Annotated in this window: 21 protein-coding genes and 1 tRNA gene; 15 read left to right on the top strand and 7 right to left on the bottom strand. The window is 58.3% G+C overall.

Annotation, left to right across the window (positions count from 1 at the left end; translation table 11 throughout):
• Positions 1 to 5: 5 nt before the first annotated feature.
• A complete protein-coding gene (locus ACQZ6D_RS15695) occupies positions 6 to 1,718 on the bottom strand; it encodes a long-chain fatty acid--CoA ligase (protein ID WP_003514883.1) in 1,713 nt (570 codons plus the stop codon).
• A gap of 353 nt (positions 1,719 to 2,071) precedes the next feature.
• Between ACQZ6D_RS15695 and ACQZ6D_RS15690 the strand changes: the two genes are divergently transcribed.
• The 6 genes from ACQZ6D_RS15690 (at position 2,072) to ACQZ6D_RS15665 (ending at position 9,907) form a co-directional block, all read left to right on the top strand.
• On the top strand, positions 2,072 to 3,121 hold the full coding sequence (locus ACQZ6D_RS15690; protein ID WP_111790142.1) for an ABC transporter ATP-binding protein: 1,050 nt from the start codon (positions 2,072 to 2,074) through the stop codon (positions 3,119 to 3,121).
• Between the two features lie 154 nt (positions 3,122 to 3,275).
• Positions 3,276 to 4,292, top strand: coding sequence for an extracellular solute-binding protein (locus tag ACQZ6D_RS15685; protein WP_448729819.1), 1,017 nt, complete (start codon positions 3,276 to 3,278; stop codon positions 4,290 to 4,292).
• A 72-nt stretch (positions 4,293 to 4,364) separates the two neighbouring features.
• On the top strand, positions 4,365 to 6,041 hold the full coding sequence (locus tag ACQZ6D_RS15680; protein WP_373465143.1) for an ABC transporter permease: 1,677 nt from the start codon (positions 4,365 to 4,367) through the stop codon (positions 6,039 to 6,041).
• 172 nt (positions 6,042 to 6,213) lie between these two features.
• The gene (locus tag ACQZ6D_RS15675; RefSeq protein ID WP_083211594.1) at positions 6,214 to 8,403 is read left to right on the top strand and encodes a TonB-dependent siderophore receptor; all 2,190 of its coding nucleotides are present in this window, start codon (positions 6,214 to 6,216) and stop codon (positions 8,401 to 8,403) included.
• Positions 8,404 to 8,505: 102 nt separating this feature from the next.
• Positions 8,506 to 9,387, top strand: coding sequence for a helix-turn-helix transcriptional regulator (locus ACQZ6D_RS15670; RefSeq protein ID WP_003514892.1), 882 nt, complete (start codon positions 8,506 to 8,508; stop codon positions 9,385 to 9,387).
• 127 nt (positions 9,388 to 9,514) lie between these two features.
• Positions 9,515 to 9,907, top strand: coding sequence for a PRC-barrel domain-containing protein (locus ACQZ6D_RS15665; protein WP_003514894.1), 393 nt, complete (start codon positions 9,515 to 9,517; stop codon positions 9,905 to 9,907).
• 66 nt (positions 9,908 to 9,973) lie between these two features.
• Here ACQZ6D_RS15665 and ACQZ6D_RS15660 read toward each other — a convergent pair whose 3' ends face one another.
• The 4 genes from ACQZ6D_RS15660 to ACQZ6D_RS15645 form a co-directional block, all read right to left on the bottom strand.
• The gene (locus tag ACQZ6D_RS15660; protein WP_003514896.1) at positions 9,974 to 10,216 is read right to left on the bottom strand and encodes a DUF982 domain-containing protein; all 243 of its coding nucleotides are present in this window, start codon (positions 10,214 to 10,216) and stop codon (positions 9,974 to 9,976) included.
• 327 nt (positions 10,217 to 10,543) lie between these two features.
• Entirely contained in the window at positions 10,544 to 10,702 is a 159-nt protein-coding gene (locus ACQZ6D_RS15655) for a YqaE/Pmp3 family membrane protein (RefSeq protein WP_003514897.1), read from the bottom strand.
• A gap of 168 nt (positions 10,703 to 10,870) precedes the next feature.
• A tRNA-Thr gene (locus ACQZ6D_RS15650) sits at positions 10,871 to 10,946 on the bottom strand.
• 132 nt (positions 10,947 to 11,078) lie between these two features.
• Positions 11,079 to 12,041 (bottom strand): NAD(P)H-dependent flavin oxidoreductase, encoded by a 963-nt coding sequence (locus ACQZ6D_RS15645; RefSeq protein WP_065703777.1) that lies wholly within the window; start codon positions 12,039 to 12,041, stop codon positions 11,079 to 11,081.
• Between the two features lie 255 nt (positions 12,042 to 12,296).
• Between ACQZ6D_RS15645 and ACQZ6D_RS15640 the strand changes: the two genes are divergently transcribed.
• On the top strand, positions 12,297 to 13,442 hold the full coding sequence (locus ACQZ6D_RS15640) for a hypothetical protein (RefSeq protein ID WP_019564345.1): 1,146 nt from the start codon (positions 12,297 to 12,299) through the stop codon (positions 13,440 to 13,442).
• Positions 13,443 to 13,503: 61 nt separating this feature from the next.
• On the opposite strand, the gene ppk2 is transcribed toward ACQZ6D_RS15640, so the two are convergent.
• On the bottom strand, positions 13,504 to 14,385 hold the full coding sequence (gene ppk2, locus ACQZ6D_RS15635) for a polyphosphate kinase 2 (RefSeq protein WP_448729818.1): 882 nt from the start codon (positions 14,383 to 14,385) through the stop codon (positions 13,504 to 13,506).
• Positions 14,386 to 14,625: 240 nt separating this feature from the next.
• Here ppk2 and phoR point away from each other — a divergent pair, with 240 nt between their 5' ends.
• The 7 genes from phoR (at position 14,626) to phoB (ending at position 22,562) form a co-directional block, all read left to right on the top strand.
• The gene (gene phoR, locus ACQZ6D_RS15630; protein ID WP_046205579.1) at positions 14,626 to 15,885 is read left to right on the top strand and encodes a phosphate regulon sensor histidine kinase PhoR; all 1,260 of its coding nucleotides are present in this window, start codon (positions 14,626 to 14,628) and stop codon (positions 15,883 to 15,885) included.
• Positions 15,886 to 16,080: 195 nt separating this feature from the next.
• Complete coding sequence (locus tag ACQZ6D_RS15625) at positions 16,081 to 17,115, top strand: substrate-binding domain-containing protein (RefSeq protein ID WP_111799289.1); 1,035 nt, start codon at positions 16,081 to 16,083, stop codon at positions 17,113 to 17,115.
• Between the two features lie 274 nt (positions 17,116 to 17,389).
• Complete coding sequence (gene pstC / locus ACQZ6D_RS15620) at positions 17,390 to 18,874, top strand: phosphate ABC transporter permease subunit PstC (protein WP_003514909.1); 1,485 nt, start codon at positions 17,390 to 17,392, stop codon at positions 18,872 to 18,874.
• The gene (gene pstA / locus ACQZ6D_RS15615; RefSeq protein ID WP_003514911.1) at positions 18,871 to 20,193 is read left to right on the top strand and encodes a phosphate ABC transporter permease PstA; all 1,323 of its coding nucleotides are present in this window, start codon (positions 18,871 to 18,873) and stop codon (positions 20,191 to 20,193) included. The genes pstC and pstA overlap by 4 nt, the downstream gene beginning before the upstream one ends.
• A gap of 14 nt (positions 20,194 to 20,207) precedes the next feature.
• Positions 20,208 to 21,023 carry a phosphate ABC transporter ATP-binding protein PstB gene (gene pstB / locus ACQZ6D_RS15610; protein ID WP_003514913.1) on the top strand — a complete coding sequence of 272 codons (816 nt, stop codon included), beginning with the start codon at positions 20,208 to 20,210 and terminating at the stop codon, positions 21,021 to 21,023.
• Positions 21,024 to 21,121: 98 nt separating this feature from the next.
• Positions 21,122 to 21,847 carry a phosphate signaling complex protein PhoU gene (gene phoU / locus ACQZ6D_RS15605; protein WP_003514921.1) on the top strand — a complete coding sequence of 242 codons (726 nt, stop codon included), beginning with the start codon at positions 21,122 to 21,124 and terminating at the stop codon, positions 21,845 to 21,847.
• A gap of 31 nt (positions 21,848 to 21,878) precedes the next feature.
• Positions 21,879 to 22,562 carry a phosphate regulon transcriptional regulator PhoB gene (phoB, locus tag ACQZ6D_RS15600; protein WP_003493692.1) on the top strand — a complete coding sequence of 228 codons (684 nt, stop codon included), beginning with the start codon at positions 21,879 to 21,881 and terminating at the stop codon, positions 22,560 to 22,562.
• Positions 22,563 to 22,861: 299 nt separating this feature from the next.
• Here phoB and ACQZ6D_RS15595 read toward each other — a convergent pair whose 3' ends face one another.
• Positions 22,862 to 23,395 carry a GcrA family cell cycle regulator gene (locus ACQZ6D_RS15595; protein WP_003514924.1) on the bottom strand — a complete coding sequence of 178 codons (534 nt, stop codon included), beginning with the start codon at positions 23,393 to 23,395 and terminating at the stop codon, positions 22,862 to 22,864.
• Positions 23,396 to 23,825: 430 nt separating this feature from the next.
• Here ACQZ6D_RS15595 and ACQZ6D_RS15590 point away from each other — a divergent pair, with 430 nt between their 5' ends.
• Entirely contained in the window at positions 23,826 to 25,028 is a 1,203-nt protein-coding gene (locus ACQZ6D_RS15590) for an aspartate aminotransferase family protein (RefSeq protein WP_174047374.1), read from the top strand.
• The last annotated feature ends 17 nt before the right edge of the window (positions 25,029 to 25,045 follow it).

The following is a 25,045-nucleotide window of genomic DNA, read 5'->3' as shown; positions in this document are numbered from 1 at the left end:
GTCCTTCAGTTCAGATTGCGCAACTCACGCCGCAAGATCTTGCCGACGTTCGATTTCGGCAGCTCCGTTCGGAACTCGATGATTTTCGGCCGTTTGTAGTTTGTCAGGCTTTTGGCGCAGAAGGCCTTGAGTTCCGCTTCCGTCAGCGACTGATCCTTCTTGACGACGAAAAGCTTGACGGTCTCGCCGGAATGTTCGTCGGGAACCCCGATTGCCGCGCATTCCAGTACGCCGGGATGGCTGGCGGCCACTTCCTCGATCTCGTTCGGATAGACGTTGAAACCGGAAACGAGGATCATGTCCTTCTTGCGGTCGACGATCTTGGTGTAGCCGCGCTCGTCCATGAAGCCCATGTCGCCTGAACGGAAGAAGCCGTCTTCGGTCATTGCTTTCGCGGTTTCATCCGGCCTCTGCCAGTAACCGGCCATGACCTGCGGCCCGCGAATGCAGATCTCGCCGACCTCGCCGGTCGGCAGGCTTTTGCCTTCCTCGTCGCGAATGTCGATTTCCGTAGAGGAAATTGGCAGGCCGATGGTGCCGCTGAATTCCGTGGCATCGAGTCTGTTAACGGTGGCAACGGGCGATGTTTCCGATAGCCCGTAACCTTCGGCGATCGGGCAACCGACCATGGAAAGCCAACGCTCGGCCACCGGCCGCTGCACCGCCATGCCGCCGCCGAGAACGAGAATGAGCGAGGACAGATCGAGCTTGCGGAAATCCTCATTGTTCATCAGCGCGTTGAACAGCGTATTGATACCCGGAAAAATATGCGGTCGATAATGCGACAACTCCTTCACGAAGCCGGGAATATCGCGTGGATTGGCGATCAGCAGGTTATGGCCGCCAAGCGCAATGCCCATCAGCGAATTCACCGTCAGCGCAAAGATGTGGCACAGGGGCAGCGCGCAGATGAAGTTGAGGACTTCTGGACGGTCCTTGCGTTGGGTGAAAGCGGCATCCAGCCACAGGCTGATCTGGGCCTTGTTGGCCAGAAGATTGGCGTGGGTGAGGATCGCACCTTTGGAAATGCCCGTCGTTCCGCCGGTATATTGCAGGAATGCGATATCCTGCGGCAGGAGGCGGACCGCCTTCAGGGAAAAACCCTGACCTTCCTTCAACACGGCCTTGAAGCTGATGGAGCCGGGAATAGCGTAGGCCGGCACCAGTTTCTTCACCTTGCGAACCACAAGATTGACGATATGTCCCTTGAGGCCGAGGAGATCACCCATGGCCGCAACGACCACATGTCTGACGGCGGTTTTCGGCACCGCCTGCTGCGCCACATGGGCGAAATTCTCCAGTACGAAAAGCGCTTTTGAGCCGGAATCCTTCAGCTGGTGTTCCAGCTCGCGCGGCGTATAGAGCGGATTGACGTTGACCACGATCATGCCTGCCCGCAAAATTCCGTATACGGCGACGGGGTTCTGCAGGATATTCGGCATCATCACGGCAACCCGGTCGCCTTTTTCCAGCCCTCTGGATTGCAGCCATGCGGCCACCGCGCGGGTTTCAATATCCAGATCCCGGTAGGTCAGGGACTTTCCCATGCTGGAAAAGGCCTTCCTGTCGGCAAATTTCGCGCAGCTCTTTTCGAGAAGTTCGACAAGGGAGGTATTGGCGGATGCGGGGATTTCGGAAGGTACGCCCGGCGGGTAGGATGCCAGCCAGCGCTTCTCTGCGCTGACATTTTCCGGATGTCCCAGGGACAATTCACTCATGCTTCTCCTCCCAGAGTCTCTGTCGCGCCGTGCGTTCGATGGAACGCATGAAAGGCGCTATAAGCTGCCTGATCATCATGAGACCCCCAATCAACCGGCGCAATGGCCGGATTGAGGGAACCGCATGTGGCGTCACCGGATCGACTGCTCCTCCGCTCCCCGATGACGAATGATAGACGTCTAATCACCTGACGTCCATCGTATCGGCAAAGCCTATTTAACTCTAACGTAAACGTCAATATTCGTGCCGAACATCTCGCAACCTCGTGAGTGGAAACCTATTTCCCCCGCCTTTTGACTTTAATCCTGATTTGAGCGATCAACATAATTCGCAAAGCAGGGCAGGATTGGAAATGGCAGGCAACGCAGCGCTTGAACTGAAATCGGTCGGAAAAAGATTCGGCGATACGGATGTATTGTCCGATATCGATCTGACCGTCGAACGCGGCGAAATCATTTGTCTGGTGGGACGTTCCGGCTGTGGAAAATCGACCCTGCTGCGCATTATAGCGGGTGTGGAAACGCCGGATCATGGCAGCGTTTGTGTGAATGGCGCAGTCGTTGCTGGTCCGGCTGGTTTCGTGGAACCGGAAAAGCGCAATATCGGTTTCGTCTTTCAGGATTATGCGCTCTTCCCGCATCTCACCGTCGAACAGAATGTGATGTTTGGTCTCAGGTCATTGCCAAAGGCCGAGGCCCGCCGCCGCGCTGCGGAGATGATCGAGCACGTTCATCTGCAGGAGTTGGCCAAGCGCTATCCGCACACGCTTTCGGGCGGTGAGCAGCAGCGCGTAGCCCTCGCCCGCGCCCTTGCCCCGCAACCGGGCCTGCTGTTGATGGATGAGCCCTTTTCCAATCTGGACCGGGGATTGCGCGACACTGTGCGCGAGGAAACGCTGGGCGTCCTGCGGCAACTGGGCACGACGGCGATCATGGTCACCCATGATCCGGAAGAAGCGCTTTCCGCCGGCGATCGTGTGGTGCTGATGCAGCGCGGTCGTATCATCCAGAGCGGCACGGGCTACGAAATCCACGATCATCCCAAAAGCCGCTACGCCGCCGATTTTTTCTGCGCCTTCAACAAGATCGAGGGCAGGGTGAGGGAGGGGCGGGTGGAAACGCCGCTCGGGCCTCTGGGCGATGCGTCCGGTCTGGCGGAAGGTCTTGCCGCCACCGCCTATGTTCGCCCCAATGCGATTTCGATCATCGAGGGCAGCGCTGCGAAAGACGGCATTGCCGGCGAGATATCAAGTCGTGTGTTCCTCGGCGAGATCGAACAGCTCGGCATAGCCGTTCCCGGCCTTCCAGCCGACCTGCGCGTCAGGACGATGCAGCGCACACCCGCCAAGACCAAGGCCGTGCGCTTCGGCATCGATCCGAAGGGTGTCCTGATATTTACCTGAAGTTGAATGAGCGGATTTGCATGTTTATTTTCGCTCCATTTTCAACTGTTGGTGATAGAAACCCGTCTGAAACCGGCCAAATAAAACTTGATTTGATACGTCATGTATGATGTTTGCTCCCCCTATATTGCGCCATCGAAGAGGGAGACACACCATGACGAAATTTGCCAAACTTGCCCTGCTTGCCAGCACGGTCACTTTTGCAGCGGGATCAGTCAGCGCTGCTGAACTGAACATCTACACCACGAGAGAGCCGGCCCTGATCCAGCCCCTGCTGGAATCCTTCACGGCCTCCAGCGGTGTCAAGGTCAACACCGTATTCCTCAAGGATGGCCTTGCAGAGCGCGTTCTGAGCGAGGGCGCAAGCTCACCTGCCGACGTGCTGATGACGGTGGATGCCGGCAATCTCGTCGATCTCGCGGAAAAGGGTGTTACTCAGCCGGTTGAATCCGAAACCCTGAACAAGGCTATTCCGGCGGAACTTCGCGACGCCAAGGGCCACTGGTTCGCACTTTCCATGCGTGCCCGCGTTCTCTATGCGGCGAAGGATCTAGACCTTGCCTCCTTCAACTATGAAGACCTGGCAGATGCGAAGTGGAAGGGCAAGATCTGCATTCGCGCCGGCCAGCATCCCTATAATACGGCTCTCTTTGCCGACTACATCGCTCACTATGGCGCAGCGGACACCGAAAAGTGGCTTGCCGGCGTCAAGGAAAACCTGGCCCGCAAGGCAGGCGGCGGCGACCGTGACGTTGCCAAGGATATCCTCGGCGGCATTTGCGATATCGGCATCGCCAACTCCTATTATGTCGGCCTGATGCGCTCGGGCAAGGGCGGCGAGGAGCAGGTGAAGTGGGGCGACGCGATCAAGGTCGTTCTGCCGACGTTCAAGAATGGTGGCACGCAGGTCAACATCAGCGGTGCGGCTGTTGCCAAGAACGCTCCGAACAAGGCCGAAGCCGTCAAGCTTCTGGAATACCTTGTTTCGGACGAAGCCCAGAAGATCTATGCCGAAGCCAACTTCGAATATCCGGTCAGGCACGGCGCAGCACTCAACGACATTGTTGCCTCCTTCGGCACCCTGAAGGTTGACAACAAGTCGCTGACGGAGATCGTCTCTCATCGCAAACAGGCGAGCGAGCTGGTCGACAAGGTCGGTTTCGACCAGTAAAGGCCAATTGGCGACAACAAGTTGGAAGGCGTTCGCATCCGCGGGCGCCTTCCCTGTATTTTCAAGAAGCTCATGAATCCAGACGCCGTCCAGCCATTGATGCCCCGCGCAAGACCAAGGTTTTCATCCTCCTTCTGGTGGCTGAGCCTGTCTCTGGCAGCGGTCTGTGGCGCCATGCTGCCGGTTCTGGCACTCGTCTCACAGGCGGTGCAGGGGTCTGATGGCCTGTGGTCCCATCTCGGTTCCAGCGTGATTTTGACGGCTTTGCCGGATACCGCCGTTCTGATGCTCGGCGTCGGGTTGCTGGCCGGTGTTATCGGCACATTTGCCGCCTGGCTGGTTACGGCCTATGATTTTCCCGGCCGCAAAATACTGGAATGGGCGCTGCTGCTGCCACTCGCCATGCCCACCTATATCGTCGCTTACGCCTATCTCGATATCCTGCATCCGATCGGGCCGGTGCAGGGGGCGATCCGCTGGCTGCTCGGCTATTCCAGCCCGCGTGAATTCCGCCTGCCGGACATAAGGTCCATGACGGGCTGCATCATCCTGCTCGGTTTCGTGCTGTTTCCCTATGTCTATATTCCCGTGCGCGCCATGTTCCTCACGCAGGCGGGCAACCTGCTTGAAGCGGCGCGCACGCTTGGCGTTTCCAGACGCGCGGCTTTCTTCAAGGTTGCGGTGCCTTTGGCGCGCCCGGCCGTCGCGGTCGGCATCAGCCTTGCCCTGATGGAAGCGCTGAACGATATCGGCGCATCGGAATTCCTTGGTGTCCGAACACTCACCGTTTCGGTCTATACCACATGGGTCACGAAATCCGACCTGCCCGGTGCGGCGCAGATCGCGCTTTCCATGTTATTCATCGTGGTTGCCCTCGTGGCATTTGAACGATGGGCGCGGCGCAAGCAGCGTTATACCGTGTCGGCGCAGAAAAGCAGGGAACTGGAGCCTGTGCGTCTCACCGGTCTTAAAGCTTGCGGTGCCTTTGCGCTCGGCAGCCTGCCGGTTCTGATCGGCTTCGTGGCGCCGGCAAGCTATCTCGTCACCGAGGCATGGAAGCGTTTCCGGTTCAGCGGACTGTCGTCCCGTTTTGCCGATGAGGCTCTGAATACCATCCTCTTTGCCGGACTGGCGACGGCGATCACCCTCGTCCTCGGCCTTGCGGTCGCTTACGCGATGCGCCTTGCTCCGGGACGCCTCTCGCTCTGGTCCTACCGGCTTTCCACGGTAGGTTACGCGGCCCCCGGCACGGTCATCGCCATAGGTGTGCTGATTGCGCTTGGCGGCTTCGACCGGTTTGTCGACCAGACCATGCGCGACTGGTTCGGCATATCCACCGGCCTCATTTTCATCGGCAGCGGTGCGGCCCTGATTTACGCCTATTCGGCGCGGTTCCTCACCATTGCGGCTGGCGGCGTCGATGCCGGCCTGAGTCGTATCCCGCAATCCTTCGATCACGCCTCGCGAACACTGGGACGATCCGCAACACAGACATTCAGACAGATCCATCTGCCGCTTTCAAAGGCATCGCTGGCCGCCGCCGCCTTGCTGATCTTCGTCGATTGCGTCAAGGAACTTCCCGCCACACTCCTGTTACGGCCGCTGAATTTCGAGACTTTCGCGACCCATCTTTACGGTGAGGCGGCGCGTGGCACCTATGAGGAAGCGTCGATTGCGGCACTGGCGATTGTCGTCGTCGGCATCCTGCCGGTCATGCAGCTTGCAAGGATCGGGCGGCGCAAGAGCTGACGCCTGCACCATAAATGACAGGCGCAAAACTGTGCGAGAAGCCAATAAGCTTCAAATCTCCCCAGAAAACGACAAGCATCCGGCCTTAATCCTGATGTAAATACTCAGCTTAATTGAGGTGCTGCGGCCTGCCGTATATAAACGTCGGCCGTGATCTGTTTCGGGGCATATCTTGAAAAATTTGCATGAGATGTTTTTGGGCCGCCTGGCTTTGGGAACGGCTGCCATTGTTTTGATGGCGCCATTGGTAGGTCACGCACAGCAGACGACCGTCCTGCGTGAGATTACCGTCGAGGGGCAGGGCGCGGAAAACGCCACTGGTCCGGTCCGGGGGTACGTTGCGAAGAAAAGCGCGACGGGTTCGAAAACTGAGACGGAAACGAAGGACATTCCTCAGTCCGTATCGGTCGTCGGCCGCAAGGAAATGGATGACCGCGGTGTCGTGACCAAGATCGACGAGGTACTGCGCTACACGCCCGGCGTAACGGCGGAACCTTTCGGCACCGATCCGGATACGGACTGGTTTTACATTCGCGGTTTCCAGGCAACCCAGACCGGCGTGTTTCTGGATGGGCTGAACCTGTTCAGCTACGGTTTCGGCGGTTTCCAGATGGATGCCTATGGTTTGGAGCGGGTGGAGGTGCTGAAGGGACCGGCTTCGGTGCTCTACGGCGGCGCCAATCCCGGCGGCATCGTGCAGATGGTTCGCAAGCGCCCGCAGGATGAGCCGGTCCGCGAAACGGAAATCGGCATCAACAATTTCGGCAATGCTTTCTTCGGTTTCGATCTCGGCGACAAGATCGATGGTGAGGGTGTGTGGAAATACCGCGTCACTGGCAAGGTCTCGGGCGGCGATAATTACACCGACTACTCCGAGGATCTGCGTGGCTTCATCATGCCGCAGATCACCTTCGAGCCGGATGCTCAGACCAGTGCCACGCTCTACGGCTATTTCTCGGCGCTGGATCAGGTCCATGTCGGCAATGGCTTCCTGCCCTATGTAGGCACTGTGGTTGACGCACCTTTCGGCAAGCTCGACCGCAAGGCCTTTTATGGCGAGCCTGATATCGACAATGGTCGCGTCTACCAGTCCATGGTGGGTTACGAAGTCAGCCACGAATTCGACAATGGCTGGAAGATCAGCCAGAACGCACGCTACGGCCACCTCTACAAGCATGAAACCGGACCCTATGCGGGCGGCTGGGCCAATACTGACGCCAATGGCCAGCCAATCCTCGATGCCACCACCAATGACTATATGCTGACCCGCTTTGGTTATGACGGCCTGTCGAAGGTCGACAGTTTCGGCGTCGACAACCGCGTCGAAGGCCAGTTCGATACCGGTGCTGTCAGCCATTCGCTGCTCTTCGGTCTCGATTATAAATACTACAAGCTGGATCAGGTGCAGGCGTGCTGCGGATCGAATGCGATCGGTGCGCTCAAACCGGTCTATGGTTCGACGCAGGGAACGAATTTCGTCTACGCCAATAACGTCGTGACGCAGCAGCAGATCGGCATCTATGCACAGGATCAGCTGCGTTTCGGCGATGGCTGGCTGGTAACGCTGAACGGGCGCTACGATTACGTCGATACCGAACTGAACAACAGGCTGCCAGCGGGTGTGTCTCGCCGCTCAAATGACGATGCGCTGAGCGGTCGCGCCGGTCTTGCCTATGAATTCGACAATGGCCTGACGCCCTATGTCTCGGCGGCCACCTTCTTCAATCCGCTCATCGATACACTTGCGGATGGCAGCTCCGCCGTACCCGAGGAAGGACATCAGTTCGAGGCCGGTATCAAATACGAGCCGACCTTCTTCGATGGCAGCATCACCGCCTCTGTCTTCAAGCTTGTGAAGGACAACGCCATCGTTTCCTATACCGCCGGCGGCGTAACGACGAGCGGCCAGTTCGGACAGGTGGAGTCCACCGGCTTTGAGCTGGAGGCGAAGGCCAATCTCACCGACAACTGGAAAACCATCGCCTCCTATTCCTATACCGATCTCGATATCACCAAGGACGCCAATCCTAACCTGATCGGCAAATCGCCGTGGATCGTGCCTGCTCACACCGCGTCGCTTTGGGTGGATTACGCCTTCACCGATGATACGTTTGAAGGCCTCAGCATTGGCGGCGGCGTGCGTTATCAGGGCAAGTCCTGGGCAGATGCGGCAAACACGCTGCGTGTTCCGGATGCTGCGGTCTTCGATGCCGCGATCCGCTACGAGAAGAACGACTGGACGGCATCCGTCAACGTTGCGAATGTCTTCGACAAGGAATACGTCAAGAGTTGCGCCGGCGTCTCGGTTTGCGGCTGGGGTGACAGCCGCACCATCACCTTCAAGCTTTCCAAGAAGTGGTAACGGGTAGCTGGCAGTTGCGGGGAAAATAGTTTGCCCCTATAAATATGAATAATCTTATCATGTTTATAGGGGCGCCTTTGCGCCTTGCGGGATCGAGAGGCCATGGCTTTCCGCGTTCGGATGGAAAATGAGATCGAGGGCTTTGCCGTCATCGGCGGCCCACGCTCGCGGGTGTGGAACGGCATCGTCGCCGATCTCTGGGACGTGCGTTGCGCATCGAAGGCGGGTGGCCGCTATGTCGGCAAGGACCCGCGTTTCGTTTTCCTGCTTGATATGGATGGGACGGATGATGGGCGGTTCATGATGAATCGTAGCCGCCGCGACAATTACGCGTCATCCGAAGCGAACCGCATTTCCTTCGTACCGGCCGACCTGGACGTACATGCGGAACTCAGCAATGTTTCCTTCGTGCGCCATCTCGATCTGCACTTCGATGCGGGATTGCTGGGGGCGCGGCTGGTGCAGGGGTTCGATCCGCACGGGTTGCTCGATCCGCACCTGATGTTCGAGGATGAGCGCCTGCTGGTGCTTGCGCGGCTGATCGCCGCAGAATGTGATAATCCAGACCCTTTGCACGATCTATACGGCGAAAGCCTCGTGCTGGCGCTATTGACGGATTTCCTCAAGGTGAAGCGGGAGCCGGTCAAAAAACGCAGCAAGCTGGCCTCCTGGCAGTTGAGGGCGGCGACCGATTACATTCGCGAACATTGCCTGCGGTCGATAAGGCTGGAGGAACTGGCAGAACTCACCAACCTGTCGCAATCCCATTTCAGCCACGCCTTCAAGGCGTCGACAGGCGTACCGCCGCATCAATGGCAGATGCAGGCGCGTATCGATCGGGTCAAGGACCTGATGATGCGAACCGACATGGCGCTGACCGACATCGCCATCGCAGCCGGGTTTTCGGATCAGGCGCATTTTTCCCGCGTCTTCCGTAAAATGGTCGGCGTTTCTCCTTCCGTCTGGCAAAAAATCCGCCAATAGGGCTTTTTCCGCGCCTCCTGATCCGCGTCTTCAGTCCGCAGCGCGCGAAAAGCTTCGGAACGAATTTCCGGTGGAGGGGTTTACCAAGTGTAATACTCACGAGGAAAATCCAAGGAGGAAAGACGTTATGTTGCATCAAGAACCCCGTGCCGGGCAGGACCCTTACGTCAAAGACACACCGAGCCTGATCGCCAGCGACAAGGTTGAAGGCACGCGCGTCTATGGCGCCGATGGCAAGCATATCGGCTCGATCCAGCGGATCATTCTGGAAAAACGCGGCGGCCGTGTCGCCTACGCGGTATTGAGCTTCGGTGGCTTTTTCGGAATCGGCGACGACTATTATCCGCTGCCGTGGGAAAAGCTCCATTATGACGAAGAGCTTGATGGCTATCGCATCGATCTTACCAAAGAGCAGATCGAAAATGCGCCTCACTTCGCCAACCTGGACGATGATGACCTGCTGCATGCGCGAGACCGCAAGGTTTACGACTACTACGGCGTCGCACCTTACTGGATGTAGATCGAACGAAATATGGCAAGCATGAAAATGGCCCCTTTCGAGGGGCCATTTGTCGTCTGAATATGGTCAGTGCGGATTTTTCTGCATCTCGGAAACCGCATCGGTAAAGCACTTTCGCGCTTCCTCCGGCGATTTGCGTCCATCAAGCGCAGCGCGGCAGGCGCTTCTGGCTCTCACGAAACTCAATCCGCGAATTTTGGGCCAGCCTTCCGTCAATAACATCAGTGCCTCGAACGGGCCGGCGATAACGCTTTTGCCCTTCGCCTCGAGATTGACCTCGACAGGCTCTGTCCATCTCTCGTTCTTCATCGTGCACCTCCCAGAGCAACGCGATCCCGAAATACACCCGACAGCAAAGCAACCCATGAACGCAGCCGTGTGTTACCGCTGATTAGAATAAGCGCAAGCGATCGAATTGACAACGGTGATCAACGAAAGCCGAAAAACGAAAGAATCGCCAGAACGATGACGACGAGGCCCACGATGTAGATGATCTGGTTCATGATTTTCTCCTTAGCTGGTGTCATCACCATAACGTGAGGGAGAAGATGAGGTTCCAGTCGGAATTACGAATTTAATCACGCACTAAAATATTGTGCGCATCTGATGGTTGTCCCGTCATATGCCGCGCAAATCTCATTTGCGCAGGATCACCCAGATCGCGTGAATGATGCCGGGAATGTAACCGCAAAGCGTGAGCAGGATATTCAACCAGAAATGCAGGCCTAGTCCGACCTGGAGAAACACGCCAACCGGCGGAAGAATGATGGCGATAAGAATACGAAGGACATCCACGATGGCAGGCTTTCCATTTGATTGCGACTTGCTGCTCAACGTGCGGAGGCCCGTTTGGTTTCAAAGGTTTTATGATTGCAGCAGCAGCGCCAAATGACGATTTCCGCCAGTGGACAACGCCGCGCCAAAGGCAACTAAGTGTCGGAAATGAATTTTTTTAGGAAGAAATGGTGCCGCTTACGTGACTCGAACACGTGACCCCGTCATTACGAATGACGTGCTCTACCAACTGAGCTAAAGCGGCCCGATTGTGACCCGTTTGTTACGGATCAGCTTCATGGCGGGCTGATACAGGCAATGCTGACGGATTTCAAGCCTTGAATGCGCGGGTTTCGAAAAATCCGAAAAAAAGCCTGCCCGTTGTTTATAGGTGGCCTCAGCCTCTCGCGCAGATGCGCTGTCTGGCTGCCTCATACTCGCGTGCCAGCCGATCGACGAGGTCAGCCACCGGCTCCACCACCTTGACCGCTCCGATGCCTTGTCCGGCGCCCCAGATATCCTTCCAGGCCTTTGCGCCGCCGGTGGCGGTTTCGAAGTCCATCTTGGAAGGATCCGCTTCGGGCAGGTTGTCGGGGTCCATGCCTGAGGCGACGATCGAGCTTTTCAGGTAGTTGCCGTGTACGCCCGTGAAATAGTTCGAATAAACGATGTCCTTGGCCTGTGCCTCCACGATCGCCTGCTTGTAAGCGTCGGAGGCCCGGGCTTCCTGCGTCGCGATGAAGGGGGAGCCTATATAGGCCATATCCGCGCCCATGGCCTGCGCCGCAAGGATGGAGCCGCCATTGGCGATGGCGCCAGCCAGCAGCAGGGGGCCATCAAACCATTCGCGGATTTCCTGAACCAGGGCGAAGGGCGAAAGCGTGCCCGCATGTCCGCCGGCACCCGTTGCCACTGCAATCAGCCCGTCCGCGCCCTTGCGGATGGCGGAGCGGGCGTGGCGATCGTTGATGACATCATGCAGCACGATACCGCCATAGGAATGCACGGCCGCATTGACTTCCGGTACTGCACCAAGCGAGGAAATCACCACCGGCACCTTGTATTTGACGCAAAGGCCGAGATCGTGTTCCAGCCGCCGGTTGGACATATGTACGATCTGGTTGACGGCGAAAGGAGCAGCCGGGCGCTCGGGGTTAGCCTTGTTGTGGGCGGCCAGATCCTCGGTGATCATTGCCAGCCATTCGTCCAGCTGGCTTTCGGGCCGCGCATTCAGCGCCGGGAAAGCGCCGATGACACCCGCCTTGCATTGCGCCAGCGTCAATTGCGGATGCGAAATAATGAATAGCGGTGACGCTATGACCGGAAGACGCAGATTGTCTTTCAGCACGGACGGCAGCATGTCTCCTCCCACGGATTACGTTTACGCGCACGTAAGTCAATATCGTGTTCGGCAGCGGATTGAAAGCGAAAACAGCGTCGTACTGGCCCGGCAGACCTGCGCTCACAGCGCCACAATGGATCGATTTTCCCCAAGGCAATCCGGTCTTTATCGCAAACGATGCTTGCGGAGGCGCGGCATAGCCGTTACCGAATCGTAAACCAATGGCGCACTGCCACATATTTTTTGCGAAGAGCAGTAGAATAAGGATCGGTCGTGAGCGGACTGGAAACGGCAATCAGAAATGCTCTGGAAAAATCGGACAGATCGAACGCCGAAGTTCGTGCACGAATTTACCAATCGTCCCGTCAGGCACTGGAAGCGGGCCTGCGCAAGCAGGGCATAGACGACCCGCAGATTGTGGGCCAGCAGCGCCAGCGGCTCGAAAGCCTTATCCATGTTATAGAGAATGAAGAGCGGAATCGTCTTCTGGACAGGGTGGAGCAGCAGTTGCGGCCGCCTGTGCCGGAAAGTGCGGCGCATGACGGCCCCTCGGTCGATCCCGTCTCACAATCGCAGCATCACGGCGATATGGCAGTCGAGCCGGAATTGCGTGGCGAAACGCGCGACGTGCGGCCTGGCGTCGCTGCCTCTCCGGAGCCGCTGAGTGCTGGACGTCGTAATGGAAAACCGCCAAGGAGAGGCTCCAGCGCAGGTGACGCCTCGCTCGCGTTTCGTCCGGAAGGTGCCGTTGGCCGCCGCAAGCGTCGCGGACTTTTCGCCCGGCTTTTCATGCTCGTATCGCTTCTGGCCTTTGTCGGTTTCGGCGCCTGGTGGGTCTATTCCTCCGGCCTGCTGCTCACGCCGGAGCAGCGCGATACCAGCGTGCCTAATCCGCCGGCACAAGTCCAGGCGGAGGACTTCAACGGTACTGAGCCCGCGCCGAGCCTTTCCGCCGGCCGCGGTTTTTCTGACGACTGGGTGGAAGTATTTAATGCGGAGCGCGGCAGTTCCGGAGTTTCGGCAGGCTCCCGCGCCAGTGTCGAGAACATCGCCACACCCGCCGGCAAGGCGATACGGGTGACGTCGAGAAGCGTCTCTCAGGACGGCGCAATCAGCGTCGAGGTTCCGGTGGAAGTGATGCGCGACATGGCGGGTAAATCCTCGACCATCTCGATCACGCTGCAATCCTCCAGCGATCGGCAAACGCAGGTTTCCGTAGCATGCGATTTCGCCACGTTGGGCGATTGCTCCCGTCACCGTTTCACGGCCACGGCCGAGCGTGCGGATATGCTGCTGAACACGACGTTCGAGCGTTCGCTTGCCCCGAATGCGCCCGGCAAGATCTTCATCAACAGCGATATCGATGGTAATGCCCGCCCGGTGAACCTGTACTCCGTGCGCATTTTGCCGGGTCAGTAAGAATCCAGCAAGAAGAGGGAACAAGCGCCGCAGCCGGGGCGCTTGTTGACGTCTCCCAGTCTTATTTCAGAAAACCCGGTCCTGATCCCAGGATCTTGTCGTCGATTTCGCCAATCGCCTTTTTGTCCTTGCCGTCGTAGTCAAGCGTATTGAGGATGTGGCGAATGAGGTTCACCCTCGCACGGCGTTTGTCGTTGGCGCGCACCACCGTCCACGGGGCGACATCGGCGTGGGTCTTTTCCAGCATCTCGTCGCGCTTTTGTGTGTAGTCGTCCCACTTCGTCAGCGCGGCGATATCCATGTCGGAAAGCTTCCAGCATTTCAGCGGGCTGTGGCGACGGTCATGGAAGCGCTCGATCTGCGTTTCGCGGCCGATATCAAGCCAGAACTTGAACAGATGAACACCCTCATGGACCAGCATCTTTTCGAGGCGTGGTGTTTCCTTGAGAAAGCGCTTGTGCTCTTCCGGGGTGCAGAAGCCCATGACAGGCTCCACCCCGGCGCGGTTATACCAGGAACGGTCGAAGAGGACGAATTCTCCAGCCGTCGGGAAATGCGAGATATAGCGCTGGAAATACCATTGGCCACGCTCGGTCTCGGTTGGTTTGGTCAGCGCCACGACACGGGCATAGCGGGGGTTGAGGTAAGCGTGGGCCGCAAAGATCGCGCCGCCCTTTCCGGCGGCATCGCGTCCTTCGAAGACTGCCATCACCCGTTTGCCGGTGGCCTGCAGCCAGAACTGCACCTTGACCAGCTCCACCTGCAGCGCCTCGAGGGTGGCGTCGTATTCCTCCCGCTTCATCTTTTTATCGTAAGGAAAATCTCCGGCGGAAAGCTTCTTCTCCTCCACCCAGTCGGGAAGAACCGGATCGTCGATGTCGAAGCTGCGCAGCTTGCCGCCAATGGTGATCTCCACCGATCGCTTCTTCGTTTCTTCGCCCATGCTTTCCTCCTGATGTTGTTGTGTAAAGGCAACTCGCTGCCAATGAGTTCATATCCACCCGCATAATTCAAGTGAAAGAGGATTGGTTAGCCGGAGTGCTACCGCAGTGACGATTGCGGCGCAGATTTTGCGCATATACGCTGTGGAAAATACGCGATGATGAATCTCTGTCATGAAGCTGGCCTATGAGACTCCGATGCGCTGTCAGGTGAAAGTGGAAAGTGTGCTGAAATGGCAGTCATGAAAGGCGAGAGTGGATTGAAGCTTTTTGCGAAAAAGCTTGGCCGAAACTGGTTGCCTGTTCTCGTCGTCAGCATGCTTGCCGTCGCTGCCGTTTCTGAGTTGCAAACGCCCTATATGCCCGCCGTCCTGTGGCTCTGCGCCGTCATCGCTATTTTGACCGCTCGGCAAAAGCCGGAGGAGCCGGCTAAGGATGAAACCGCAGCTGCTGAGGCGGAAGAACCTGATGTGCCCGGCGAAAACGTCATTTCCGGGGTGAGGGCGGGTCTGGCCGTTCTGGATACGCCGGTCTTCATCCTCGATAAAAACGCAGGCGTGCTTTATCAGAACGGCGCGGCGGAACGCGCCTTTGGCCAGCTTCCGGCCGGCGCACATATTTCCGCCCGGCTGCGTTCGCCGGGCTTGCTGGATGTCATTCGCGAAACCATCACCACCGGCCAGCCCAACCAGGTCGAGCATTCCGAGCGTTTTCCCTCAGAGCGGGTCTTCATCGTCCGCATTGCCCGGGCGGATGCGGGAGAGGCAGCGGGTCCACCGTTCTACATCCTGTCGTTCCGCGATGTTTCGGAGCTTCGCCGCATCGACCGCATGCGCAGCGACTTCGTCGCTAATGCAAGCCATGAATTGCGCACCCCGCTCGCCTCGCTGCGCGGTTTCATCGAAACCATGCAGGGGCCGGCCCGCAACGACCCCAAAGCGCAGGAACGTTTCCTCGCCATCATGCTCGATCAGGCCACACGCATGAGCAGGCTGGTGGATGACCTCATGTCGCTTTCAAGGCTGGAATTGCGGGCGAATATTGCGCCGGACCAGAAGGTCGATCTCGTCCCAGTCATCGGCCATGTCCGGGATGCGTTGCTGCCACTCGCCAACGAGCTGGATGTGGTTATTACGCTGCATCTGCCCGACCGGCCGGCAGAAGTGCAGGGCGACCGCGACGAGCTGGTGCAAGTGTTTCAGAACCTCGTTGAAAATGCTTGTAAATATGGCCAGGAAGGCAAGGTCGTGGATGTCTGGCTGCGTGCCGAACCCGGTAAGCCGGTGGAGGTGAGCGTCATTGACAAGGGGCCGGGCATTCCTGCTGAACATGTGCCGCGTCTGACGGAACGGTTTTACCGCGTCAGTGTCGCTGACAGTCGCTCCAAAAAAGGGACCGGCCTCGGGCTTGCCATCGTCAAGCACATCCTCACCCGCCACCGCGCCCGCCTCATCATTAAATCGGAACTGGGCAATGGCACTGACTTTACCGTCAGATTCTGACATAGAGTACGTTACAGTCTTCAGCTTCGAAAAATTTTATAAATAAAATCAATAATTTAGGCTGTCACAAATCTTTCACCGAAGTGACATAAAAGGAAGTGGTTACGGTGGTTAAGAAGAGACCGCCGAGCGCATGCTAAGAGCGTCTGCCGCTATCGGCTGCGTCCACAAACAAGCCCACGACGGGAGAGACAAATGAACTTCGTTAAATTTTCCGCAGCAGCTCTGGTGGCTTCTGTCGCCTTCGCTGGCGCCGCCGCTGCTCGCGACCAGATCCAGGTTGCTGGTTCCTCCACGGTTCTGCCCTATGCCAAGATCGTTGCCGAAACTTTTGCTGAGACTTTCCCGAACTTCAAGGCTCCAGTTGTTGAGTCTGGCGGCACGGGCGGCGGTCTGAAGGCGTTCTGCTCCGGCGTCGGCGAAGGCACCATCGACATTGCAAACGCTTCGCGCCCGATCAAGGGCGACGAACTTGCCGCTTGTAAGGCCGCTGGCGTTGCCGACGTTCAGGAAGTGAAGATCGGCTACGACGGCATCGTCTTCGCAATGGACTCTTCCAACAAGGACATCAAGCTCGAGCCGAAGGATCTGTACCTCGCGCTCGCCGCTGAAATCGTCAAGGACGGCAAGCTCGTTGCCAACCCTTACAAGAAGTGGTCGGAAATCAACAAGGAACTGCCTGATGTAGCGATCGCCGCTTACATTCCGGGTTCCAAGCACGGCACACGCGAAGTCTTCGAAGAGAAGATCATGGCTGACGGCTGCAAGGAAGCCAAGGCGACCGACGCCATCAAGGCGCTGATCACCGACGCCAAGCAGGCTGCTGCCAAGTGCGTTGCAGTTCGCAAGGACGGCGCTGCAGTCGACATCGACGGCGACTACACCGAGACGCTTGCCCGCATCGACGCCAACAAGACCGGCCTCGGCGTTTTCGGCCTGGCATTTTATGAGAACAACGCTGACCGCCTGAAGGTTGCGACCGTCAGCGGCGTTGTTCCGTCCACGGAAACCGTTGCCAGCGGCAAGTACCCGGTTTCGCGCCCGCTGTTCTTCTACGTGAAGAAGGCTCACCTGGGCGTTATCCCGGGCCTCAAGGAATATGTCGAGTTCTTCGTTTCTGACGAAATGATCGGCCCCGACTCCCCGCTCGCAAACTACGGCCTCGTTGCAGCTCCGGAAAAAGAACGCGAAGAAATTCGCTCCAAGTTCGCTGCCGGCGCTTCGATGTAATAAACAAGGAGGGGTGCGGCCTGCCGCACCCCTCTCTCCGCTCCGGTACCGTTGTGCTTAAGGCGGCTGTCTACGGTTGACAGTTCCCATCCATCGCCGTCCACATAATTGTTGATGGATTACAGATGGATAGGATGTATCAACCTTGACGCTTGCCAGACTTTGTTACAGTCAGGCGGCAAGCATCTCTGGATGGTCCAGCGGTCTCGTTTTGATGACTTTTTGATTTGCCCGATATCGCACCGTGCTCTTGAGGCACGACGAGGGAACTCTAATGAACACATCGATCCTTTTGCTGATACTGGTGTTGATCGGCATCGGCAGTTATCTGCTCGGCAGCCGCCGCGCCGTTGCTTTGTCTGGTGGGCGTCCCTCCAGCATGCATTCCCGTGCCGGTTATCACGGTTCCTACGCTGTCGTCTGGGCGGTGCTGCCCGCAGCGCTCATTCTCTGTATCTGGCTTGTTATCAGCCCGCTGATCGTTACCTCTGCGGTGCGTGGCGAATTTCCCGAAGATGTGCGCTCCCAATCCGAAGCGCAGCAGAGCCTCACCTACGGCATGGTAACGTCCATCGCCCGCGGTCTTCAGCGTCTGACGCCGGAAGAAACCGCAAAGGTTGATGCGGATACGGCTGCGGTAAGATCGCTTCTGGCATCGAAGGGCGTGGCAATTGCCGGCGAACCCCAGCGTTTCATGGTCGATGCCGCCCAGACGCTGAATGCGATGACCTCCACCAGCCGCCTGGGCATGATCGCCACCGTGCTGCTGGCCGCATTCGCCGGTGCCGCTTATGCACTGCGTTCAATCGCGCCGCGTTTTCGGGCGCGCAACAGGGTGGAGCGGGTCATTCTCGCGGCTCTGGTCGTCGCGTCGTCCATCGCCATCCTGACGACCATCGGCATCGTCCTTTCGATGCTTTCAGAAGCGATCCAGTTCTTCACCATGGTTCCGGCGCACCAGTTCTTCTTCGGAACGGTATGGGATCCGCGTTTTGCCGCTGCCGGTGCGACTGACTCTTCCGGCCAGTTCGGCCTGATCCCGCTGCTCGCCGGCACGCTCTATATTGGTTTCGTCGCCATGCTGGTCGCCGTTCCGGTCGGGCTGTTTTCGGCGATCTATATGTCGGAATATGCGACGCCGCGCCTTCGCTCGATAGTAAAGCCGCTGCTCGAGGTGCTCGCGGGCATCCCGACAATCGTCTACGGCTTCTTCGCGCTGACGACCGTTGGTCCTTTCCTGCGAGACATTTCTACGCAGATCAGCGGTCTTGCGACAGGCAACTACGCCAACTTCATCCAGGCGCAGAGCGTCATCACCGCCGGCTTCGTCATGGGCATCATGCTGATCCCTTATGTTTCGTCGCTGTCTGACGACATCATCACCGCCGTGCCGCGTTCGCTGCGCGATGGCTCTCTCGGTCTCGGCGCCACGCGCTCTGAAACCATCAAGAAGGTCATCCTTCCCGCCGCTCTTCCCGGCATCGTCGGCGCCGTGCTGATGACGGCGTCGCGTGCGATCGGCGAGACCATGATCGTGGTTCTTGCGGCTGGTGTCGCTGCCCGCCTGCAGCTCAACCCCTTCGAACCCATGACAACAGTGACGGTCAAGATTGTCAGCCAGCTGACGGGTGACCTTGAGTTTACCTCGCCGCAAACGCTGGTGGCCTTCGCGCTGGGCATAACTCTTTTTGCAATCACGCTTTGCCTGAATATCTACGCGCTTTACATCGTGCGCAAATACCGGGAGCAATATGAATGACCGACATCGTTTCTCCGGCGGCCGGTGCTGCCGCCGTGAACAAGGCCACGCGCCGTGATATCGGCATCAAGCGTCGCTATGCAGCTGAACGCCGCTTCCGCGCCTATGGATTGGCAGCAATCTCGTTCGGCCTCATCTTCCTCTTTCTGCTGCTCTGGTCGGTCGTATCCAAGGGTCACACCGCCTTCCAGCAGACGATGATCACCGTTCCGGTCGAGTTTTCCGAACTGATCATCGATCCAAAGAACGAGCGCGCAACCAATCCTGCAAAGCTGATGACGGCCAACTACCCCGTCCTCGCCCGTGATGCGGTGGCAAAGGTTCTCGGCGTCGCGCCGACGGATAAGGCCGGTCTTCGCGCCGTCAACGTCATGATCTCCGACAGCGTACGCACCCAGCTGCGTGATATCGTCGTCGCCGATCCGTCCGTCATCGGCACCACGCGCAGCGTCACGCTTCTGGCGTCGGGTGATGTCGACAGCGCCTTCAAGGGCCAGGTCGACATGTCGGGGGATGAAGCAAACCGCCGTATCTCGAACCAGCAGCTCGGCTGGATGAACCAGCTCGTGGAAAGCGGACAGCTTGGCAAGCATTTCAATACCGGCATCTTCGTCAACGGCGCTTCGAGCCGTCCGGAAGCCGCGGGTGTTGGCGTTGCGCTGATCGGCTCGTTCTATATGATGCTGATCGTGCTGGTGCTGTCGCTGCCGATCGGTGTTGCGGCCTCCATCTATCTGGAGGAATTTGCCCCCAAGAACCGTTTGACGGACCTTATCGAGGTCAACATCAACAATCTGGCGGCTGTTCCCTCCATTGTTTACGGTCTGCTCGGTCTCTCCGTCTTCATCAACTTCATGGGCTTTCCACGCTCGGCCTCGCTGGTCGGCGGCCTCGTCCTGACGCTGATGACCCTGCCGACGATCATCATCGCCACCCGCGCTGCATTGAAGGCCGTGCCGCCGTCGATCCGCGCCGCCGCACTCGGTCTTGGCGCTTCCAAGATGCAGACGATTTTCCATCACGTCCTGCCGCTGGCAATGCCTGGCATTCTGACCGGCACCATCATCGGTCTCGCCCACGCACTGGGCGAAACGGCGCCGCTGCTTCTGATCGGCATGGTGGCATTCGTCGCGAACTATCCGACAACGCCTATGGATCCGTCCACGGCCCTGCCGGTGCAGATTTACATGTGGGCGAACGAAGCTGAGCGTGCCTTTGTCGAACGGACATCTGGCGCTATCATCATCCTGCTTCTGTTCCTCATTCTCATGAATGTTGGCGCAATCCTGTTGCGTCGCCGCTTTGAGCGGCGCTGGTAGAGGGAGCTAGAGCAATGAACATGTTGTCGGAAGCAGCAGTTGAAAAGGCGCTGGACAAGAAAATGAATGAAGTCTCATACAAGATGATCGGCAAGGATGTTTCGGTTTATTACGGCGAAAAGCGCGCGCTTTACGACGTGAACCTCAATGTCCGCGAAAACACGGTGACTGCACTTATCGGCCCGTCCGGTTGCGGTAAATCCACTTTCCTGCGCACCTTGAACCGCATGAACGACACGATCGACGGTTGCCGGGTCACCGGCAAGATCACGCTCGATACCGACGATATCTACGATCAGCAGATCGACGTCGTGGAACTGCGTGCCCGCGTCGGCATGGTGTTCCAGAAGCCGAACCCGTTTCCGAAGACGATTTATGAGAACATCGCCTACGGCCCGCGTATCCACGGTCTCGCCCGCAACAAGGCGGATATGGACCAGATCGTCGAGCATAGCCTGCAGAAAGCGGGTCTCTGGAACGAGGTGAAGGATCGTTTGCTGGAATCCGGCACGGGCCTCTCCGGTGGCCAGCAGCAGCGTCTGTGCATCGCACGCGCGGTTGCCGTCAGCCCGGAAGTGATCCTGATGGACGAGCCGTGCTCGGCGTTGGATCCGATCGCGACTGCGAAGGTCGAGGAACTCATCCACGAACTGCGCACCAACTACACCATCGTCATCGTCACGCACTCCATGCAGCAGGCGGCGCGCGTTTCCCAGCGTACGGCCATGTTCCATCTTGGTCACCTTGTCGAAGAAAACGAAACCGACAAGATGTTCACCAATCCGGACGACCAGCGCACGCAGGACTACATCATGGGCCGCTTCGGCTGATCCCCGGCCGGTGCTTTATCGTAACCGTACAAGACTGGTGCCTCTGCCGTGCCCCGCTGTTGGGCACGCGCATGCAGGCCAAGCCGGAGGAATAGACCATGACACAGACAACGACCCATTCGCATATCCTGTCTGCCTATGACGACGAACTGAAGTTTCTGACGCGCCGCATCGCCGAAATGGGCGGTCTTGCCGAGCAGATGTGCGGTGACGCCGTGCGCGCACTCGTCAATTCCGATGCTGCGCTCGCGCAGAAGGTCATTTCGGACGATACCATTCTCGACCATGCTGAGCGCGAAATTGGCGACAAGGCGATCGTAACCATCGCCAAGCGTCAGCCGATGGCGGCAGACCTTCGCGAGATCATCGGCACCCTGCGTATCGCCGCCGATCTCGAACGCGTCGGCGATCTTGGCAAGAACACGGCCAAGCGCGTTATCGCTGTCGCCGGCACCGGCGTTCCGCGCAAGCTCGCCCGCGGCATCGAGCATCTGTCCGACCTGGCGCTGGTGCAGCTCAAGGAAGTCCTCGACGTCTATTCCACGCGTTCCGCCGAAAAGGCCAATGCGATCCGTGAACGCGACGAGGAAATCGATGCCATGTACACGTCGCTCTTCCGGGAGCTTCTGACCTACATGATGGAAGACCCGCGCAACATCACCACCTGCACGCATCTTCTGTTCTGCGCCAAGAACATCGAGCGTATCGGCGATCATGCGACGAATATCGCAGAGACGATCTATTACATGACCACTGGCAGCCAGCCGGAGGGCGAGCGTCCGAAGGACGACAGTTCCAACACGCTTGGTTCGGTGACCGAGTAACAGACAAGCAGAAGCTTGCGGAGTTCAGCATATGGTGCCCAAGATTGCAGTTGTGGAAGACGAGGAAGCGCTGAGCGTCCTGCTTCGTTACAATCTCGAGGCTGAGGGATACGACGTCGACACGATACCCCGTGGCGATGAGGCGGAAATCAGGCTGCAGGAGCGCATTCCGGATCTTCTCATCCTGGACTGGATGTTGCCCGGTGTCTCCGGTATCGAACTGTGCCGGCGCTTGAGAATGCGGCCGGAAACAGAACGCCTGCCCATCATCATGCTGACGGCGCGTGGCGAAGAGAGCGAACGGGTTCGCGGTCTCGCTACGGGCGCTGACGATTATGTCGTCAAGCCGTTCTCGACGCCGGAACTCATGGCCCGGGTCAAGGCCATGTTGCGCCGGGCCCGTCCGGAGGTTCTGTCGTCGGTGCTCAAATGCGGCGATATCGAACTGGACCGCGAGACCCATCGCGTTCACCGCAAAAGCCGCGAAGTGCGTCTCGGCCCGACGGAATTCCGCTTGCTGGAATTCCTGATGACGTCGCCGGGTCGGGTGTTTTCCCGCTCGCAATTGCTGGATGGCGTCTGGGGTCATGATATCTATGTCGACGAGCGTACTGTCGATGTGCATGTCGGACGTCTGCGCAAGGCCCTGAACTTCTCGCACATGCAGGATGTCATCCGCACGGTGCGTGGTGCGGGATATTCGATGGAAGCCTGAGCGAAGCGGAACCAGATAGTTTCGCTGGCGAAGTAGTGCACAAAAAAATCAGGAAGCCCGAAATCTGAAACGATTTCGGGCTTTTTCTATATGAGTATCCGCCAAACTCGATGCCATTATCCGTTTTGACCGGAGAAGATCGGCTGCGCGTTGAAATCCGGATTGAGGGGTCACGCCCAATAGTAAGGGGAAAGGGTGCGGCCTGCCATCAAGCCGCCCAGAAAGCCGCTTTATTTTTGTCATAAAAAAACGGGCCCGAAGGCCCGTAATTTTTGAGTGCTGAATGCGTGCCGCAACACTCAAGCCTTGCGGCGCTCGCTCACCGGCTGGTAGGCGAGTTTCGCATGGAACTTGCAATAGGGCGAAGATTCCAGCGCTTCACAACCGCAGAAATGGAAGTCGTCCTTCAGCGGATCGCCAACCGGCCATTTGCAGGTGCGCTCGGTCAGTTCCGTCAGCGTCAGGCGACGGGAAATCGGCGTGACAACGTTCTTGGAAGGAACGTAATCGAGAACCTGCGCGGTCTCGATATCGATCTCCTCGTGCAGCGCCGTTGCCGCGTTCGAACGGGTGAGGATGCGTGCCGGTGCCGCGTTGACGCGACCTGCGAAAGTCGTCGCACGCGGGGCAGGGGCAGCGGTGCGCTTCGGCGCGGAGCGTGCCGAAGTCACTGGACCGCCAGCCTTGACGCGTCCCGGCAGATTGAGACGATGGACCTTGCCGATCACGGCATTACGGCTGACGCCGCCCAGCTGCGCTGCAATCTGGCTGGCGCTAAGGCCCTCGGACCACAATTTCTTGAGCTTTTCGACTCGTTCGTCTGTCCAGTTCATGCCGCTTCTCCGCTTGTCGCGTGTATTTTCGGCAGAATCCCTCTCCGTCTCGCGCGCATGCCGCAAGCGTGGTTTCCGCCTGATTTTCGGTGACTAGTTCCGCCGCAATGCAGTCTAGTAATTAGCGATTAACCTAGTGCCAGCCCGACTCCGTGGCAAGAGTCGCGGGAATCATCTGGAATCGATTTTCCGGTTTTCCCCAACTTGCTGGCGTATTGAGTCTGAAAGGCAACACCTTGGGGCTGGCCCGCCGCCGCATACTAGTGCTTGAGAAGCCCGGGAAACGCTGACTTTTGTTGACATCGGCAAACGAAGTGACAATAGTGCCCCTGCCGCCGCAAGGCGGCATTTTGATTTTCAGGCGAGGGATAACCCCGCAAGCCTATTGACAACAGTTTGACAGCGCATCTGCGCAAGGAGTGATACAGCCATGGCCGAAGCCGGCGCGCCATTGTTTGATACGTTCTCAAGAGCCCCCCTGCGCTTCGAGCGCGGTGAGGGTGTATGGCTGTTCACGGAAAGCGGCGAGCGATATCTGGATTTTGCGGCCGGTGTTGCTGTCAACTCGCTGGGCCACGCCCATCCTCACCTCGTTGATGCGATCAAGACGCAGGCCGAGAAGGTCTGGCACGTCTCGAACCTTTATGAAGTACCGGGACAGGAAAAACTCGCCAGGCGCCTGACGGAAGCGACTTTCGCGGACAAGGTATTCTTCACAAATTCAGGCGCGGAAGCCCTGGAATGCGCCATCAAGACCGCCCGCCGTTATCACTATACCAAGGGCCATCCGGAGAAGTTCCGCATCGTGTCCTTCGAAGGCGCTTTCCATGGCCGTACACTGGCGACGATCGCCGCGGGTGGCCAGCAGAAATACCTCGAAGGTTTCGGTCCCAAGGTCGAAGGTTTCGATCAGGTTCCGTTCGGTGATGTCGATGCCCTCAAGGCCGTCATCACGGCTGAGACTGCAGCACTTCTGATCGAGCCCATCCAGGGCGAGGGCGGCATTCGCTCGCCCAGCAAGGAATTCCTGCAAATCCTGCGCGGATTGTGCGACGAGCACGGTCTGCTGCTGATTTTCGATGAGGTCCAGACGGGTGTCGGCCGCACAGGCAAGCTGTTTGCTTATGAACATACCGGTGTTGCGCCCGATATCATGGCGGTCGCCAAGGGTATCGGTGGCGGTTTCCCGCTCGGCGCATGTCTTGCCACGGCAGATGCCGCTTCCGGTATGACGGCGGGCGTACATGGCACCACCTACGGCGGCAACCCGCTGGCCATGGCAGTCGGCAATGCCGTGCTTGACGTCGTTCTCTCCGAAGGTTTTCTCGAGAAGGTCCGTGACGTCGCGCTGGTCTTCCGGCAGGGTCTGGCCTCGCTCAAGGACCGTTATCCTGACGTGATCGACGAAATTCGCGGCGAAGGTCTGCTTCTGGGCATCAAGGCGAAGATTCCTTCGGGCGAATTGTTGCAGGCCATGCGCGCAGAGCATCTGCTTGGCGTGCCTGCGGGCGAAAATGTCATCCGTCTTCTGCCGCCGCTCGTCACCACGGCCGAAGAGGCCCGCGAGGGTCTTGCACGTATCGACGCGGCTGCCGCCTCCCTGACGGTTGCGAAACAGGCAAAAAGCGCCTGAAAAAATCAAGAGCGGGC

It is taken from the genome of Agrobacterium sp. 22-3639C2, from assembly GCF_053522105.1.
This window is presented reverse-complemented; position numbering and strand designations above follow the sequence as displayed.

What these genes read in the sequence shown, in the direction of transcription:
- ACQZ6D_RS15695 (WP_003514883.1), bottom strand. Translation starts at nt 1,718, where the DNA reads ATGAGTGAATTGTCCCTGGGACATCCGGAAAATGTCAGCGCAGAGAAG.
- ACQZ6D_RS15690 (WP_111790142.1), top strand. Translation starts at nt 2,072, where the DNA reads ATGGCAGGCAACGCAGCGCTTGAACTGAAATCGGTCGGAAAAAGATTC.
- ACQZ6D_RS15685 (WP_448729819.1), top strand. Translation starts at nt 3,276, where the DNA reads ATGACGAAATTTGCCAAACTTGCCCTGCTTGCCAGCACGGTCACTTTT.
- ACQZ6D_RS15680 (WP_373465143.1), top strand. Translation starts at nt 4,365, where the DNA reads ATGAATCCAGACGCCGTCCAGCCATTGATGCCCCGCGCAAGACCAAGG.
- ACQZ6D_RS15670 (WP_003514892.1), top strand. Translation starts at nt 8,506, where the DNA reads ATGGCTTTCCGCGTTCGGATGGAAAATGAGATCGAGGGCTTTGCCGTC.
- ACQZ6D_RS15665 (WP_003514894.1), top strand. Translation starts at nt 9,515, where the DNA reads ATGTTGCATCAAGAACCCCGTGCCGGGCAGGACCCTTACGTCAAAGAC.
- ACQZ6D_RS15660 (WP_003514896.1), bottom strand. Translation starts at nt 10,216, where the DNA reads ATGAAGAACGAGAGATGGACAGAGCCTGTCGAGGTCAATCTCGAGGCG.
- ACQZ6D_RS15645 (WP_065703777.1), bottom strand. Translation starts at nt 12,041, where the DNA reads ATGCTGCCGTCCGTGCTGAAAGACAATCTGCGTCTTCCGGTCATAGCG.
- ppk2 (WP_448729818.1), bottom strand. Translation starts at nt 14,385, where the DNA reads ATGGGCGAAGAAACGAAGAAGCGATCGGTGGAGATCACCATTGGCGGC.
- phoR (WP_046205579.1), top strand. Translation starts at nt 14,626, where the DNA reads ATGAAAGGCGAGAGTGGATTGAAGCTTTTTGCGAAAAAGCTTGGCCGA.
- ACQZ6D_RS15625 (WP_111799289.1), top strand. Translation starts at nt 16,081, where the DNA reads ATGAACTTCGTTAAATTTTCCGCAGCAGCTCTGGTGGCTTCTGTCGCC.
- pstC (WP_003514909.1), top strand. Translation starts at nt 17,390, where the DNA reads ATGAACACATCGATCCTTTTGCTGATACTGGTGTTGATCGGCATCGGC.
- pstA (WP_003514911.1), top strand. Translation starts at nt 18,871, where the DNA reads ATGACCGACATCGTTTCTCCGGCGGCCGGTGCTGCCGCCGTGAACAAG.
- pstB (WP_003514913.1), top strand. Translation starts at nt 20,208, where the DNA reads ATGAACATGTTGTCGGAAGCAGCAGTTGAAAAGGCGCTGGACAAGAAA.
- phoU (WP_003514921.1), top strand. Translation starts at nt 21,122, where the DNA reads ATGACACAGACAACGACCCATTCGCATATCCTGTCTGCCTATGACGAC.
- phoB (WP_003493692.1), top strand. Translation starts at nt 21,879, where the DNA reads ATGGTGCCCAAGATTGCAGTTGTGGAAGACGAGGAAGCGCTGAGCGTC.
- ACQZ6D_RS15595 (WP_003514924.1), bottom strand. Translation starts at nt 23,395, where the DNA reads ATGAACTGGACAGACGAACGAGTCGAAAAGCTCAAGAAATTGTGGTCC.
- ACQZ6D_RS15590 (WP_174047374.1), top strand. Translation starts at nt 23,826, where the DNA reads ATGGCCGAAGCCGGCGCGCCATTGTTTGATACGTTCTCAAGAGCCCCC.